Raw genomic sequence first — 14,721 nt, 5'->3', positions numbered from 1 at the left:
GCGCTGCGCTCTTGTCTCGCTTCTTGGCGTGGCGGCGGCTGGCCCGCACCGGGATGAACAGCGCTCCGCGCTGTCCAGGCCAGAGCTGCGCTATGGCCAACCCGATGCGGCCGCACGCACGCCGCCGCGCCTGCGGCTGCGACAAGGGCGCGTTTGTTTTCCGATGATGACGCCGCGCTGACCGCGCGGCGGCGCTGCGACTGGCCGTCCACGGACTGCGGGGCAGTCGGCGTGCGGCTGTGGGACCGCTCAGCCGCCGCGCAAGCCGCGCTATGCGCGGCTCCTCCGCTTCGCTGCGGCCCTTTGGGTGCGCGCCGCCCTCTGGCGCGGTCCCTTTGCCTTTTCTCGCCGCCCGCCCCGCCGTCCGGGGCCGGGTGTGGTTGAAGAGAGAGGTATAGTGCCATGAAGCTCGATTTCATCGATTTGGGCAATCTGTCGATTGCGAAGACCAATATGCGCGGCAAGGGGAGGGACCCCGACGTTTCCGACATTCTGCCGAGCATTCGCGCGCGCGGCGTTCTCGTGCCGCTGCTCGTCCGGCCCAATGGCGCGGCGGACCGTTTCGAGATCGTTGCCGGTCGCCGCCGCTTCACTGCCGTGGGCGCCATCGCGCGCGAGGGCGGGACCGTGCTGCCTTTGCCTTGTGCCATTCTCGACGGCGCTGACGATGCCGCCGCCATCGAGGCGTCGATGCTCGAAAACCTCGCGCGGGTTCGGCCCGACGAGGTCAGCCAATGGGAAGCCTTCGTCGCACTCGTCAAGGCGGGCCGCAACGTCGAGGAGGTCGCCGACATCTTCGGGTTCGAGGCGTCGGCGGTGAAGCGCATTCTCGCTCTGGGGGCGCTGCTGCCGCGTATTCGCACCCTCTATCGCGGCGGCGAGATCGACGCGGCGACGGTGCGTCATCTGACCCTTGCATCCAAAAGCCAGCAGACCGCATGGCTTGCGTTGCACGATGACGCCGAGGCCTATTGCCCGACCGGTCATCAACTAAAGGCATGGCTGTTCGGCGGCACCGCTATCGCGGTCAAATATGCGCTGTTCGACGCCGACGCGAGCGGGGCGGCGATCATCGCCGACCTGTTCGGCGACGAGCGCTTCTTTGCCGATGGCGATGCTTTCTGGTCCGCGCAGATGGCCGAGATCGAAGCGCGCAAGCTGGCCTATATCGAAGCCGGTTGGGCCGATGTCGTGCTGCTCGCGCGCGGCGACTGGTTCCGGTCGTGGGATTACGCCAAGGCGCCCAAGCGCAGGGGCGGGCGCGTCTATGTCGAAGTGCGCGACAATGGCGAGGTCACATTCCACGAAGGTTATCTCACGGCGAAGGAGGCGGCGCGCGGCGCACGCGGTGAGGGGGGTGGTGAGGCGGCGGCGGTGGCCAAGCCCGTGCGACCCGAGGTCACCTCGGCGATGAATGCCTATATCGACCTTCATCGCCATGCCGCCGTGCGCGCCGATCTGGTCGGGCATGGAGCGGTCGCGCTGCGCGCGATGGTCGCGCATGTCATCGCGCGCGCCGACCTCTGGCGCGTCGATGTCGAGAAGCAGGCGGCACCCAAAGAAGAGATCGCGGAGAGCGTCGAAACATCGAGCGCGGAAACCGCGTTCGACCTGCAGCGGCGCGCGGTGCTCGCCGTGCTCGGCTTCGACCCCGAAGCGCCGACGGTCGTGGGAACGGGCTATAACAGCGTCCCTTTCGGGTCGGTGTTCGCGCGGCTTCTGGAACTGCCGGACCCGGTTGTGATGGAGATCGTCGCGATCGTGATGGGCGAGACGCTGCAAGCGGGAAGCGCGGCGGTCGAGGCGATCGGCCTTCATCTTGGAACCGACATGCGGACGCATTGGCGCGCCGACGCGGCCTTCTTCGACCAGCTTCGCGACCGCGAAGTCCTGCTCGCCATCGTCGGTGACGTCGCGGGGGACAAGGTTGCGAGCGCCAATGCCAAGGAGAAGGCGAAGGCGCTCAAAGCGATCATCGCCGACCATCTGGACGGTGCAAACGGACGCGCGCAGGTCGCACCATGGGTGCCAAAGTGGATGGCATTTCCTCCCGCTGCCTACACTGGGCGCGGCGGGGTTGGCAGCGTTGAGGCCGAGGCGCTCTGGCTCGCGGACTGCGAGCGAATGTCCGGCCCCGAACCGGTCGATGGCGCCGCGCCGGACCCCGATCCCGATGCGGTGGGCGAGGATATCGGGAACGGGCACGGCCTCGACGAGGTTCCGCCGCTCGCGGCATGAGATGGGAGGCGAGCGCTCGGGCGCTCGCCTTTCCCGCGCGCGCTTGCAGACATCGCGCCGTCCCTCCCGCTGGCGCGGGGCGGGACGGCGCGATGATATTTGGGCGGCGCGCGCGTCGACGCCGCAAGCGGCGCCGCCGCGCGAAAAACAGGAAAGAGAAAAAGGGGCGGCGCGGGGATTGCTCCTCGCGCCGCCCAGCCGATGATCGGAATCATCGCCACCACAGATCGCTGGAGGCTGCGGGTCGCTGCAGGCTCCGGTCGGCGGAAGATGTCGTCGCCGCGCCCTATGACGTGCCCGGCGCGACGGGCATTGGATGAAAGCGCCAAAAGCGAGCGGGAGGGGCTTGATAGACAATAATATTCCTGTGCGCGGGCATCGGCTGCGACGTGCGCGATCGGACGCAATCGCGATGCGACCACGTGGCTGGCCACGCTTCCTTTCGGGGGTCGCTCTCCACGCATTGCACCGCGATGACGCGCGTTCGCTGGCCTCAAAGCCTGTCGGCGCCGTACGCAGCCATCGCTGCACATCGTCTCCCGATGCGAGTCCGGCAGGCCCATTCCCCGGCGCCGGGCGATCGACCTGAACCGGCGCGGGCCCCCGCGAAACCATCGGCGGGGGATTATGTCCCCGCCCGCTGGCGCGGGCTCCTCGCGGCCGCTTCGCTACAAATAATCCCCCGCCTCAAGTCCTCCGCTCGCGCTGCGGCCCTTGCGGGTTCGCGGCGACCCTCGTGCGCCGATTCCTGGTCCGCCCATGCCGCGGGGATGGACCCTGCGGCGATTTTGAGGAGACGAACAATGGCAGCCATCGGTTATGTGAACGGCAGCATCGACAAGGGTTTTGTCGGGCAGCTCAAGACGCTCTCGATCCGTGCGAGCATCGAAGTCCGGACCAACCGCAGCAAGGCCGGCGAGACCCAGCCCGATTACCGGGTATACTCGGACGGCGTCGAAATCGGCGCGGGCTGGGTCCGCACCGGCCAGCTATCGGGCGAGCCCTATGTGTCGCTGAGCCTCGCCGCCCCCGAGTTCGGGCCGCGCCGCCTCTATGCCAATCTCGGCCGCGCGGCGGGCCAGGATGACGACGACAGCTATGCGCTCATCTGGAATCCCGCCGATTGATCGCGGTTCTTCGCGCCCCCGCACCAGCCTTGGTGCGGGGGCTTTTTGTGCGCCTGCGGCGCGGGCACAAGGCCGGGGGGGGGGGGAGGGCTCGGCTCGGCAAGGCCGAGTGTGACGGGCGGCGGCGCGGCTGTGCAAGGCCGGCGGGTGCCCCCCAATTTGCTGCGCAAATCGGTTCCCCCCACCGCCGCTTCGCGGCGCCTGCGCTGCGCTCCGGCGGCCCTGACAGCCGCGCCGCCGCCCGTCTTCGGGACGATGTCCTCGATGAGGAGGACGTCCATCTGAGGAGAAGGATCATGTTCCATTCGGCAATCGGTACTGTAGCAAATCGCACATTTGAACGGCTCGTGGCGGGGCTCGAAATCGAGTTCGGCGGGGCTGCGGCACAAGGGCTGGCGCGGCAGTTTATCGAGGCGGAGGATGCCGATTTTGTCTGGGAGGCGCGGCACACGCAGCGTTGGCTCGGTTGCTATGAAAGCCTCGATGACGAGGACGCGTTGCTCGACCGCATGGCTGTAATGGGGCGGATGGGCGATCGCTATTATGTCGCGGTCCTGATCGTCGACGAACAGGATCATGTGCAGGCGATGCTCGGCAAGCGCGAGTTCGCGATGCAGGCCGAGGCGCTCGAAGCCTATGCGACAGCGCGCTGAACGCCTCGGGAGCGGCGCCCGTGAGGGCGCTGCTTCTCTCTTTTTCCTCGCCTGCGGAAATTGCGTCCACCCCGGTCATAATCGGGGTGCGCTCCCGACTCCGCCTTGCTAGGCTGATCCTCTTATGCACACGAGCCTCGATCATCTTCCGCAGTCCAAGCAGCGCGAACTCGCCGATGTCGTGCGCATCCTGTTCGAGGAATTCGAAACCGCGCATGCACGGGGCAATGCGGACTGGAACCGCAAGGGCCGTATCTTCAAGATCGTCCTCTATGGCAGCTACGCGCGGGGCGACTGGGTCGACGATCCGGTCGGCGGCTACACCTCCGATTATGACATTCTGATCGTGGTCAATTACGATCGACTGACTGACTTCGAGCATTGGTCCGCCGCCGAGGATCGGCTCATGCGGGAGGTCACGATCAGTGTGACCCTCAGCGCACCGGTGAGCTTCATCGTTCATTCGCTCAAGGATGTGAACGCGCAGCTCGAGCGCGGGCGGCCTTTCTTCATAGATATCGTTGAGCAGGGCATCGCGCTCTACGAAGCCGAAGGGTATGAGTTTGCGCAGCCGCGTAACTTGCCCGCCGACGAAGCCAAAATTGAAGCGCAAAAGCACTTCGAAGAGTGGTTTACCAGCGCGGTGAAATTCAAACGCGCCGCCGAATTTTTGGTAATGGATGGCGGTCCAAAAGAGGCAGCTTTCAACTTTCACCAAGCGGCGGAGCGCTTCTATCATTGCGCACTTCTGGTGCTCTCGCTCTACAGTCCGAAGTCGCATCGCCTCAACTTTCTGCGCTCGCAATGCGAGCAGATCGCGCCCGAACTGGTTGAGGCTTGGCCGCGCGGCGACAAGTTCCAGCGCCGTTGTTTCGAGCTTCTGCGACTAGCCTATGTGAACGCGCGCTACTCGCCGCATTACGAAATCAGTGCCGAGGAACTCACCTGGATCGGCGAGCGCGTCGGCGTGCTGGAAGGCCTTGTTCGCCAAGTTTGCGAGGCGCGTCTGTCGGCCTGAATTGCTGGGTGGATGAGATGATTTTGGCGGAAATACAGGGGTTTTAAGGGAGGGCAAGATACAGGTTAGGGCTCCTTATCTGGCCCTAACTCATTGTCTTCACGTCTATTTTTTTAGAGGCTCGATATCGGCCAGTCTCCCGTTCGCGAGATCCGGCCATCATTTTTGGCGGATTTGCGCGGGCTTTCCGCGAGGTAAAACTGGAGATACTTGAAGCACGGCCCGGCGCTTCCCTCATCGGTTCTTTCTGTCCGGGAGGATCGGCGATGATCGATGACAATGATTTCGAGCTGTGGCTCGGCCGCGTCGGCCACGATAAAAGCATTCGTGCCGAACTGCTGCTGCGCCGGAACCGCGCCGGGGTAGGAAAGTCTTCCTCCAGGCGCCGCTTCACCGGCGAGCGGATCGGGCGCGGCGGCCCGGTTGCCGCGCTGCTGTCATCGTCCGATCGCTATGCCCGTTCGGACGCACGCCGGGTGATCGTCAAAACGCGCATCGTTCGCATCGGCGCGAAGGGCATCGGCGGCGCGCGGGCGCACCTGCGTTATCTGCAGCGCGACGGCACGACCCGCGCAGGCGAGCGCGGCGAGCTTTACGGGCCTGACACCGACGTCGCCGACGGCAAATCCTTTCTCGCCCGCTGCGACGGTGATCGCCACCAGTTCCGGGTCATCGTCTCGCCCGAGGATGGCGACCAATATGAAGATCTGAAATCGGTGGTCCGGCGGCTGATGAGCCAGGCCGAGGCCGATCTGAAAACGAAGCTCGACTGGGTGGCAGTCGATCACTTCAACACCGGCCATCCGCACAGCCATATCATGATCCGCGGCGTCGACGATCGCGGGCAGAATCTGGTGATCACCCCGGCCTATATCGCGCAGGGCCTGCGCGAGCGCGCGATGGAGATCGTCAACGATGATCTCGGGCCGCGCACGCGTCTCGAGATGGAGCGCAGCGATCGACGCGACATCGATCAGCACCGTCTGACCGGGATCGATCGCCGGATGCTCGCATCAGCCGAGCATGGCATCGCGCGCGCGGTCCATTCCGACCCGCATGAGCAGAGTTTGCGGGCAGGGCGGTTGCAGACGTTGGGCAAGCTCGGCCTCGCCACCGAAATCGGGCAGGGCAGCTGGAAGCTGGACGACGGGCTGGAGGAGAAGCTGCGCCGGATGGGGGAGCGCGGCGACATCATCATCACGATGCAGCGCATGCTCCGGCAGGAACTGCCCGGCCGTCCGGCGATCGACCAGGCGATCTTCGATCCGAAGGATGGCCAGACGATTGTCGGCCGCATCGTCACGCGCGGCCTGTCCGACGAGCACGCCGACCGACATTATCTGATCGTCGATGCCGTCGATGGCCGCAGCCATTATGTCGATATCGGCGAACATGACGAGCCGATCGCGACGGGGGCGATCGTGTCGATCACGCCGGCGCGGGCCATCGCGCGAAAAGTCGACCAGACGGTCGATGCGATCGCCAGAGCCAATGGCGGCCGATACAGCGCCGAGCTTCATGCGCTTCACGATGGAACGGCGAGCCAGCGTTTCATTCAGGCCCATGTCCGGCGGCTGGAGGCCATGCGCAAGCTCGCGCGCAGCGTCGTGCGCGAGCCCGATGGCAGCTGGAGGATCGCGCCCGATCATCTTGAGCGCGCGACCGCATACGAACGCGAGCAGAACCAGAAACATCCCGTCATCATCGACACGCTTGCCGAGCGCGGGCTCAAGGACCTCGCGCGACACGACGGTGCGACCTGGCTCGACCATGAGCTGGTCTCGGTGAAGCCGGTTCGGCTCGAACGCGGGTTCGGTGCCGAAGTTCGCAAGGCGCAGGATGTCCGTAGGCAATGGCTGATCGAGCAGCAACTCGCCGAGGTCGATGGCGATCGCACGCTATATGCTCACAACCTTGTCGCGGTGCTTCAGCAGCGCGAGCTTCGCCGCGTTGCGGCGCAGCTCGGCGAAGAGCTGGGACTGAACTTCATCGAAGTCCGCACCGGCGAGAAGATCGAGGGGAGGCTCACGCGCAGCGTGACGATCGGCGACGGCAAATTTGCGCTGGTCGAAAAGTCGAAGGAGTTCACGCTCGTGCCGTGGCGCCCCATGCTCGAGAAGGCGGTCGGGAAAGAGGTCACAGGCATCGTCAAACCGGCTGGGATCGACTGGACCATCGGCCGCTCGCGCGGGATCGATATGGGCATGTGACGGGGTGGTTGGTCCGGGATGCGTCGGAGTGGTACTTCGGTGCTCCGGAGGGACGCTGTGCGATCCGAAGTCCTGCGCCCATCCTGCCTTCATTGCGACACCAGGCAATGGAGAGAGACATGCGCCGCGAAAAGGTCCGTCACCAGCTATATCTGAGCCGGAAACTCAGTGAAAAGCTCGAAGCGCTTGGCGCAAGGCCGGGGACAACAAAATCGGCCGTTCTCGCTCAGGCCTTTGGCGACTGGCTCGAGCATCTTGGTGCTTCGGAAATCGAGGGCCGGTTCGGCGCCCGCATCGACCGCGTGCAGCGCGCCCATGATCGCCTCGAGCAGAAGATCGAGACGCTGACCGAGATGGTCGGCGTGTTCATCCAGCACCAGCTGACGCTGGTGGCCCACCAACCGCCGTTCGATGCCGAAACGTCGAAGCTCGGGCGTGAGCGATTTACCCGCCTGCTCGATGTCGTCGAGCGCCGCGCCGGCGTCGCCGAATTATCTCCCCGCGGACGAGCCGCGGATCACAGCAAGGAGTGACTGTCATGGACGATAATATTGTGAGGCTCCCGGAGCCCGAACGCTTCTTGAGGATCGGGAAAGTGCTCGACCGCACGGGGTTCAGCCGGGCAACCCTCTATCGCAAGATCGCGGACGGATCCTTTCCGAGGCAGGTCAAGATATCCGAACGATGTGCGGCCTGGCGCGAGTCCGAGGTGAACGCCTGGATTACGAATATCTATGCGAAGGCTATGCTCGGCGGGTAGCATAGCGATGTATGCGTCCGCTCTGCGCCCGAACCTCGTCATTCGGCAGAGATTCCTGAGGGCTTGGAAGCGGACATTTAAATCATGACTTCGTACAGGATAGAGCTGCCGGTTGTTTTTCGGTCTTCTTGAGTGATCGGGCTATGGCGCTGCCTAGGGAACTGGAGCGTAGGGTAGAGGAGCCAGCGTTTCGTTACGCGATCCCATCGCTCCAAGGTCATGTTACAAATCCTCGAGACTCTGGATTTTGCTCAGCGCGGAAACTTCGTTGAGATGCGTTCCGATGGCATGGACCTCTTCGTCCCACACGGCGAACAACTGTTTGTCTCCTTCGTTCTCATATGAGTTCAGATGGAAATCATAGGTGTCCAAGAAGAGTTGCTCATAATATTTCGACAGGCGGTTCTCGATCTTCGTAAAGGTTGCGTACATCCGGATCCCGTCGGGCCATTTTTCCTTGATGTGAATGGGAATCCTTTTGTCCGCCAAGCCTTTGCCAACATAGACGCATAGCATGGTGTTTGTGCGGTGATCGTCGCACTCATCATGGTCGATCCACAGGTGATACAGGCCGGATTCCCCCTTTATGCCCTTCAGGTACATCTTGTAGTCGACATCGCCCATTATGAGCTCGGGATCTATCGGCAATTCAGTGCAGAACAGGCTCTCGTTGATTATCTCCGCAGCGGACATCGGCGCATGCAGTTCCGCTCTGGCCACTCGGTCAAACTCTTCATATTCGGGCGCCTGGCATAGAAAATCTTGGTCGATGCATTTCGTAGTCACTGAAATTACCTCTCTTATCTCGCTTGTATTTCGTTGGCTGCCGCCAGCGCCGCCGCGAATGCTGTCGGCGTCATCCTACCTTTGTAAGGATAATTGAGGCGGCAGGCAGCGCGAGCGCAAGAAGGGCCGGGAGGCGATAGTGGGCGCGCTTCGGGTCGCACCGGAGCGACCAGATCACCGCCGTACTGCCCATCATGGCGAGGAGGAGGGTGGCGCCGATAGCGAGGATGATCTGGGCAGCGGGATCCATTAATCGGACTCCTCGATGATGCGCCTGATGGCGGCGGCACTATGGCCTTCGGCCTGGAGCTCACGAATGCGCGCCAGGCGTTTCCGGTGCACGATCTGCACGTCGGACGGCGGCAGTTCGTGAATGAGAATGGGCTGGAGGCTCTCGCCCCAGACATGGGCGAAGATCGCCTCGGGCGCGAGGAAGAGTCCGCTTCTGATCCTGTCCTCATTGCTGCCCAGGATGGCATCTTGGCCCAGTACGAAAGCAAAGTGGAGACCGCCGTTCTCGAGCGGGATCACGACCCATTCCCGACTGCCCCAAGTGCTGATACGCCCGTCGTAGACATATCGATAGGCGCTCTGGTTGAGGTCGATGAACAGCTGGAGCGGGAGGCGGTCCTCCTCCTTGAGACGCGCTGCAAACGCCGTGATGCTTGAGGCTTCATCATGGAAATTGTGGACGTCGAAGAGCACCGCATCGAGGATGTCCTGCTCCGACGTCGCGAGCCGGTCCGGCTTTTTTACCGCGTCGCGCGTGCCAAAGCGCTCGTCCCAGCTCTGTGTCCGCACCTCGACCTCTCGCCCGGCGCGGTAGTGCTGGAGGTCGGCATGCACCGTAAGCGCATCGTACAGGCCCAGGAAGTTGCACTCCGCTCCAAGCGCCAGCTCGGTGCCGCGTTGGAGGAGGGTTGCCATCTCGCGGAGAACGGTGATGTTAACGCCGAAGCGTCGCATCTCAAAGAGCACTGCGGCGATGTTGACCTGAAAGATGTCGAACTTGCGATGGCGGCCTTTGCCGGCACCGCCGCGCGACGGTACCAAAAGCCTGCTTTTGAGCCAGAAGCTCATCACGTCGTCGCTGGCGCCGATGCGCTCGGCGATCTGTTGGCGGGTGAAGTCGATCTGGGGATATTGCATAGGGCCTCTCGAATCTCGATACAGGTCCATAGGTCCTTTGTAAAGGCCCATCGGTCTTTTGTGCTGCGTTCTGCCGTGACGCATAGGATCGCGTCGGTCATATCGCTCAGGCCCGTCGGCGCCACGTCGGGGGAGGGGGCAGCTTATAGTGGGCGCTGTCGGGCTTGCATCGCACCGACCAGATGATGGCGGGCAGCGAGCGCACCAGTTCGCGGATGGCGAGGCATCCCAACATCAGCAGCAGTTCGGTCATGGGCAGCTCCTGAATTGATCTGGGCGCAATGTCATTTGTCACCGGCGCGCGCGTTACCGCCGTCAGATAGCCGAATTTTTCGGGCGGGATCCCGTCCGCCAGCGGACGGGATCGACGGAATCGCGTCCAATGACATGGCCGCACAGGTCCCGTGCCTCGCGTTTTGCGATCGTGATTGTGAATCGGGTTCGGCGATCAACCCGTCCTTCCAAGTTCCTTCGGCCATGTGCGCCCTCCTTCCGATATCCTTTGCCGCGATAGGCTGCTGTCGGGCCTCCTACCGGATTGCCCCACCGCCAATCCACGGCATTGCGGCCTGGTTTTCCGCTTCGTGCGTTGTAGGAGGCAGGCCCTATCACGCTGCCGCCGGACAGGTCTGTCCGGCGGGGCTGCGACGAGCGGTCAAGTCTGTCCGGCTGAGATTGGCTCGTGGCGTTCACTTCTCTTGTCGAGGCGCGAACATGCCCATCATGAGCGCTTTTCGCTGTTCCCAAGGTTTATCCCGCTGCGATTGGAAGCATCCAGTGTCCTTTTCTTTCGGACACCATGAGCGTTACCGTTGGTCTGTCGATCCCGTCTCGAACATATCCATTATGGCATGATGACTTTGCCGGGCGCAGCATTATCGGAGTGCAAGCCTGCCGCCGCCTTGATAGGTTGAGCCCTTGTCGCGGCGAAGATCGCGAAGCGGGAATGCGGAGGGGGCGATGTCGGACTTGCTGATCCAGATCGAGGACGAAGCTGCGAAGCGGGAGGCGCAAGCGGCGATGCAGCGCTCGGTGGAAAATGCGCTGGAGTCGCAAGGACAGCGCAAGATCGGTTTCCGGACCGGCCATCATATGGCGGAGACCTATTCCGACGGCGACGGACGTCTCTTCTGCGCATTCAGCGAAGACGAAGAGGCTGCGATCACCCGCCGCTGGAACGCCTTCGGCATCTTCAACGACGGCTACCAGTCGCAGGTCATCACCGTCGAGATCAATATTCCGCTCGAGTCCAATGGCGCGCGCATCGCGGGGTTCGTCGCGCGCGATGCGCGCACGGGCGCTGTCTATCTCATGCACGACGGCGGGGTCGGCGGCGGCAAGGAAGGCGTCGGGAAAAGCGCTTTCCTTGCCTGGTCCGGCCTTGAACTGGTCGAGGTCGAACGCAGCAAGGGTGGACCGCGCGACGCCATTCTGGTGGGGCGCGTCGATTCGGCCGATCTGCCTTACCGGATCGAGCAATTCGTGCGCACGGTGCGGGCGTTCAAGGATGCGGTCGACGCGGGCGAGATCGACACGCCCCAGATGCAGCGGCGCATCGAGGAGTGGCGCAAATATCGGCGCGAAAGTTCGGGACGCCGTCGCGGGCGGCGCCGGGCGGAGATCGATTATATCTCCTATCATGGCGACATCGTCGACGCGCTGAAGCTCGAACGCGAAGCGACCAAGGCAAAGGGCGAGAAGATATTGAACAGTCCGCTGATCGATCTCTACGTACGCGCGGGTGCGGTGATGACCGAAATCTACGAGATCAAGACGAGCCTCGCGCGCCAGTCGATTTACACGGCCATCGGGCAGCTCGTGACCCATTCGGCGGGGCAGAGCGACAACGTCCAGCGCGTGCTGGTGCTTCCCGAAGGCGATTTGGCGCCCGACCTCAAGCGATGCATTCGCGCCCAGCAATTCGGCGTCAGGCGGTTCAAGCTCGCGGGAAGCGGGAAACGACGCAAGGTGGTCCTACTCTGAGGCGCGGACGTCTTAAAGCATTTTGCCGTGAACGTCCGCTTTTTGAGATTCTCGCCCGAAACCGGCCTGGCCGCAAGCGGCCGAAATCTGTCATCATTGGTGTCCTCGGGAACCATAGGATGCAGCTTCTCCGTTGCCGACTTTGGGGCGATCGATCGGGAACAGGGCTAACCCGCGCTCCCTTGCATGACGTGAAGTCGTGGATGATCATATCTGTCGCACGCGACGGGCCGAGTCCTTTATGGTGTCTTGTCGAAATTGGTCAGTTCCACCGTTTGGCGTGATACGAAGGAGAGTTTCAATGAATGACTTGACCGGCCGCAACGAATGGCAGGCGAAGAACAAAGAAAAAGAAAATTCCTACTGGGTAATGTCAGGCACCGTCCTTGCCGTCGGCCTCTCGGTGATCGATGTAATTTTGGACAGCCACGAACTCACCGGGATGGCTCGGCTCGATGGTTTCAACGTTGGGCTAGCCGTGTTGATCGCATTGTTTGCGGTGTCGCAAATTTGGTTCCGTCGCGCGTTGGACAAGCACGATGGGAGCTACGGGATTCGTCATTGGAGCGTTACTGGTACCTGGCCAGAGAAAAAACTCGAAAGGCGAATTCTCAAATAGGAATTGAATTGGGAGGCTGCCGACATAGCATGAGTAGGCGAGGTCGGCGGACGCGTGCAGCTTTTCCCCGTGGTTATTTCTTCGGGCGCCGCCCGCCGCCACGCCCCTTGGTACCCAGCCCGATTTTTTTCGCGAGCGCGCGGCGCTTCTCGGCATAGTTCGGCGCGACCATCGGATAATCTTTCGGCAGGTTCCACTTCGCGCGATAGTTCTCGGGCGTCATGCCGAAATGCGTCATCAGGTGGCGGCGGAGCATCTTGAGCTTCTTTCCGTCTTCAAGGCAGACGATGTAATCGGGTTTGACCGACATACGGATCGACACTGCCGGTTCCTGCTTCACCTCGGGCTCGGAGGCGGCTTCATTCAAGCCCGCCAGTGCATCGTGTACGGAACGGATGACCAGCGATATGTCCGATATGGCGACGCTGTTGTTACTGACATGCGCGGCGACAATATGGGCGGTCAGCGTGACGAGCATTTCCCGATCTTCCATTTCATGTCTCCGACAGGCTTCGAGGGCTTTCTATCGAGCCGCGACATGCACGCATGTTGTCGTCGCTTCAAGCGTATCGCGCAGTGAACGCCTTCCGGCACCGGGCCAACGCGCGCGACCTATTGCCCTCGACACCCTTGTCGTCGACGTCGCGTTCGTCTGCGATTTCGTGATAGGTTTCGCGTAGCGGCGATCTCGTGCGTCCATTGCCGGACCAAGGTTCGCGGATCTCGCGTGCTCGGCTTGCGCTGCGTCGATCAATGTTGCCGCGTTACCTCGGCATGCCCGCCGCTCGCTTTAGTCGAGCGACGACACGAGATAAGCTACAACATTCTCCATGAGTGCTGGCTCGGGAATTTTTTACAGCGCATCCTGCAGCGCCGCTTTGTCGAGGCTCAACTCAGCGACCAGTCGCTTCAGCCGCGCATTCTCTTAACCCACCGGCTTGAGCTCGCGAACCTGGCCCGATTCCAGCCTGCCATATGCCACTTCCAGCGGTAAAGCGTCTGCTCGGTTATACCGATCTGGCGGATCAAGTCCTTAACCGGCAGGCCCATCTCAGCCTGCTTCAAAACCTCCACAATCTGCTCAGTGGAAAACACTGCTTCTTCATCGGCGCATCTCCTCAAGGACAATCCGCCGGAAATGCCAACATTGCCTCTGGACCACTTTCACCGTGCCACCTCATTGGCTGTTGGCGAAGCCAAGCGGAACCAGAGGGCGGCACTGGCGATGGGACAGCTTGGGGTAAACGACCGAGCTGTGCCGTCGGACCGTGCTGCAATGGCAGCGCCACGCCTCGACCAGGATCTGGGCCTCGGCTAGCAGTAGAAGATCTCGCCGCCCTTCAGCTCATCGCGAAGTGAGCCGTGAAAGTTCTCGCGATAGCCATTCTCATTGAAATCTATCTAATGCACTGAGAAGGTCGATCGTCGCGGTCTTTTCACTGTCATTCATGTCCAGCAATCTAGCCGCGGCGTCGCGCGCAAAAATATCTTCGGGGTCGGCGCGAAGAATGGTTTCGAGGAAGCCGCGAGCGCGACTATCACGGCGACGCCCCAAGCCGATGATAGCCTCGTAGCGCACGTCAGAATCCTCATCCCTCAACCGATCAACCAGTGCAGACCGTATCGCTTCCGAATCCGCCTCACTTTGCTGCCCAAGGCCGAAAGTCGCCCAATTGCGTACCTCGGCGTCCCGGTCTTTCATCAGCAGCAGCAAAGCCTCGGTGACATCCTGATTTTCAACGCCGCCGAGAGCTGCCGCTACAGCATATCGTATATTTTCATCCTGATGGGTCGCGTAGGGAAGAACATGAGGCGCTGCCCGGACGCGGTTCTGGTGCTGAATGCCCATAATTGCCGCAAATACTACTTTGGGATCCTCATCTGAAAGGAGGTGAAGCAAAGTGTCGAAGCTTTGATCGGGAAAGGTCCGATCAGGAATACCAAGCTGTCCGAGTATGTCGGCGGCTCGCGCCCGTGCCTTGGCATCTTTGGACTGGGAAAGAGTCCGGCATTGTTCCAAAATCTCTTTGGTCCCGCGCCAATGAAGTGCGCTGATAGCATCCCACGCCGCATCATCATCATCAGATTCCAGCGCGGTATGAAACAACTCGCGTGTTGATCGCGGGTCTTTTTGGAGGTCAGGCATTTAACTATGCTCCATAGAATCAAGGATATTCC

General features: G+C 62.1%; 16 protein-coding genes and 1 pseudogene. 9 read left to right on the top strand and 8 right to left on the bottom strand.

Annotated elements, in window-relative coordinates:
• The first annotated feature begins 402 nt into the window (after positions 1-402).
• The 7 genes from AC1RRJ_RS20180 (at position 403) to AC1RRJ_RS20150 (ending at position 8,006) form a co-directional block, all read left to right on the top strand.
• Positions 403-2,238 carry a ParB/RepB/Spo0J family partition protein gene (locus AC1RRJ_RS20180; protein ID WP_493126047.1) on the top strand — a complete coding sequence of 612 codons (1,836 nt, stop codon included), beginning with the start codon at positions 403-405 and terminating at the stop codon, positions 2,236-2,238.
• An 803-nt stretch (positions 2,239-3,041) separates the two neighbouring features.
• Positions 3,042-3,365, top strand: coding sequence for a DUF736 domain-containing protein (locus AC1RRJ_RS20175; protein ID WP_493126045.1), 324 nt, complete (start codon positions 3,042-3,044; stop codon positions 3,363-3,365).
• 296 nt (positions 3,366-3,661) lie between these two features.
• On the top strand, positions 3,662-4,018 hold the full coding sequence (locus tag AC1RRJ_RS20170) for a hypothetical protein (protein ID WP_493126043.1): 357 nt from the start codon (positions 3,662-3,664) through the stop codon (positions 4,016-4,018).
• A 124-nt stretch (positions 4,019-4,142) separates the two neighbouring features.
• Complete coding sequence (locus tag AC1RRJ_RS20165; RefSeq protein WP_493126041.1) at positions 4,143-5,036, top strand: HEPN domain-containing protein; 894 nt, start codon at positions 4,143-4,145, stop codon at positions 5,034-5,036.
• A gap of 266 nt (positions 5,037-5,302) precedes the next feature.
• Positions 5,303-7,246, top strand: coding sequence for a relaxase/mobilization nuclease RlxS (gene rlxS, locus AC1RRJ_RS20160; protein ID WP_493126039.1), 1,944 nt, complete (start codon positions 5,303-5,305; stop codon positions 7,244-7,246).
• A 119-nt stretch (positions 7,247-7,365) separates the two neighbouring features.
• Entirely contained in the window at positions 7,366-7,779 is a 414-nt protein-coding gene (locus AC1RRJ_RS20155; protein ID WP_493126037.1) for a CopG family transcriptional regulator, read from the top strand.
• Positions 7,780-7,784: 5 nt separating this feature from the next.
• A complete protein-coding gene (locus AC1RRJ_RS20150; protein ID WP_493126035.1) occupies positions 7,785-8,006 on the top strand; it encodes a helix-turn-helix transcriptional regulator in 222 nt (73 codons plus the stop codon).
• A 222-nt stretch (positions 8,007-8,228) separates the two neighbouring features.
• Here the strand turns inward: AC1RRJ_RS20150 and AC1RRJ_RS20145 are convergent, their stop codons facing one another.
• From AC1RRJ_RS20145 to AC1RRJ_RS20130, 4 genes are all read right to left on the bottom strand, one after another.
• A complete protein-coding gene (locus AC1RRJ_RS20145; protein ID WP_493126033.1) occupies positions 8,229-8,792 on the bottom strand; it encodes a hypothetical protein in 564 nt (187 codons plus the stop codon).
• A gap of 70 nt (positions 8,793-8,862) precedes the next feature.
• The gene (locus AC1RRJ_RS20140) at positions 8,863-9,042 is read right to left on the bottom strand and encodes a hypothetical protein (RefSeq protein WP_493126031.1); all 180 of its coding nucleotides are present in this window, start codon (positions 9,040-9,042) and stop codon (positions 8,863-8,865) included.
• Positions 9,042-9,941 (bottom strand): hypothetical protein, encoded by a 900-nt coding sequence (locus AC1RRJ_RS20135; RefSeq protein WP_493126029.1) that lies wholly within the window; start codon positions 9,939-9,941, stop codon positions 9,042-9,044. Before AC1RRJ_RS20135 ends, AC1RRJ_RS20140 begins: the two co-directional genes overlap by 1 nt.
• Before the next feature lie 106 nt (positions 9,942-10,047).
• The gene (locus AC1RRJ_RS20130; protein WP_493126027.1) at positions 10,048-10,194 is read right to left on the bottom strand and encodes a hypothetical protein; all 147 of its coding nucleotides are present in this window, start codon (positions 10,192-10,194) and stop codon (positions 10,048-10,050) included.
• A gap of 707 nt (positions 10,195-10,901) precedes the next feature.
• On the opposite strand from AC1RRJ_RS20130, the gene AC1RRJ_RS20125 reads away from it, so the two are divergent.
• Positions 10,902-11,924, top strand: coding sequence for a hypothetical protein (locus tag AC1RRJ_RS20125; protein WP_493126025.1), 1,023 nt, complete (start codon positions 10,902-10,904; stop codon positions 11,922-11,924).
• Positions 11,925-12,225: 301 nt separating this feature from the next.
• Positions 12,226-12,543 (top strand): hypothetical protein, encoded by a 318-nt coding sequence (locus AC1RRJ_RS20120; protein ID WP_493126023.1) that lies wholly within the window; start codon positions 12,226-12,228, stop codon positions 12,541-12,543.
• Between the two features lie 73 nt (positions 12,544-12,616).
• Here AC1RRJ_RS20120 and AC1RRJ_RS20115 read toward each other — a convergent pair whose 3' ends face one another.
• The 4 genes and pseudogenes from AC1RRJ_RS20115 to AC1RRJ_RS20100 form a co-directional block, all read right to left on the bottom strand.
• Positions 12,617-13,036: a Ros/MucR family transcriptional regulator gene (locus tag AC1RRJ_RS20115; protein ID WP_493126021.1), complete on the bottom strand. Its 420-nt coding sequence runs from the start codon at positions 13,034-13,036 to the stop codon at positions 12,617-12,619.
• 416 nt (positions 13,037-13,452) lie between these two features.
• Positions 13,453-13,638, bottom strand: a complete 186-nt coding sequence (locus AC1RRJ_RS20110; RefSeq protein WP_493126019.1) for a transposase — start codon at positions 13,636-13,638, stop codon at positions 13,453-13,455.
• A gap of 26 nt (positions 13,639-13,664) precedes the next feature.
• A pseudogene (locus tag AC1RRJ_RS20105) lies at positions 13,665-13,932 on the bottom strand (integrase core domain-containing protein); the annotation flags it as partial.
• On the bottom strand, positions 13,931-14,689 hold the full coding sequence (locus tag AC1RRJ_RS20100; protein ID WP_493126017.1) for a HEAT repeat domain-containing protein: 759 nt from the start codon (positions 14,687-14,689) through the stop codon (positions 13,931-13,933). The pseudogene AC1RRJ_RS20105 and the gene AC1RRJ_RS20100, both read right to left, overlap by 2 nt.
• Positions 14,690-14,721: the final 32 nt, after the last annotated feature.

The organism is Sphingopyxis sp. GW821-FHT12C06 (assembly GCF_058807415.1).
The sequence above is the reverse complement of the archived record's forward strand: the minus strand, read 5'-3'. Positions and strand labels throughout refer to the sequence as shown.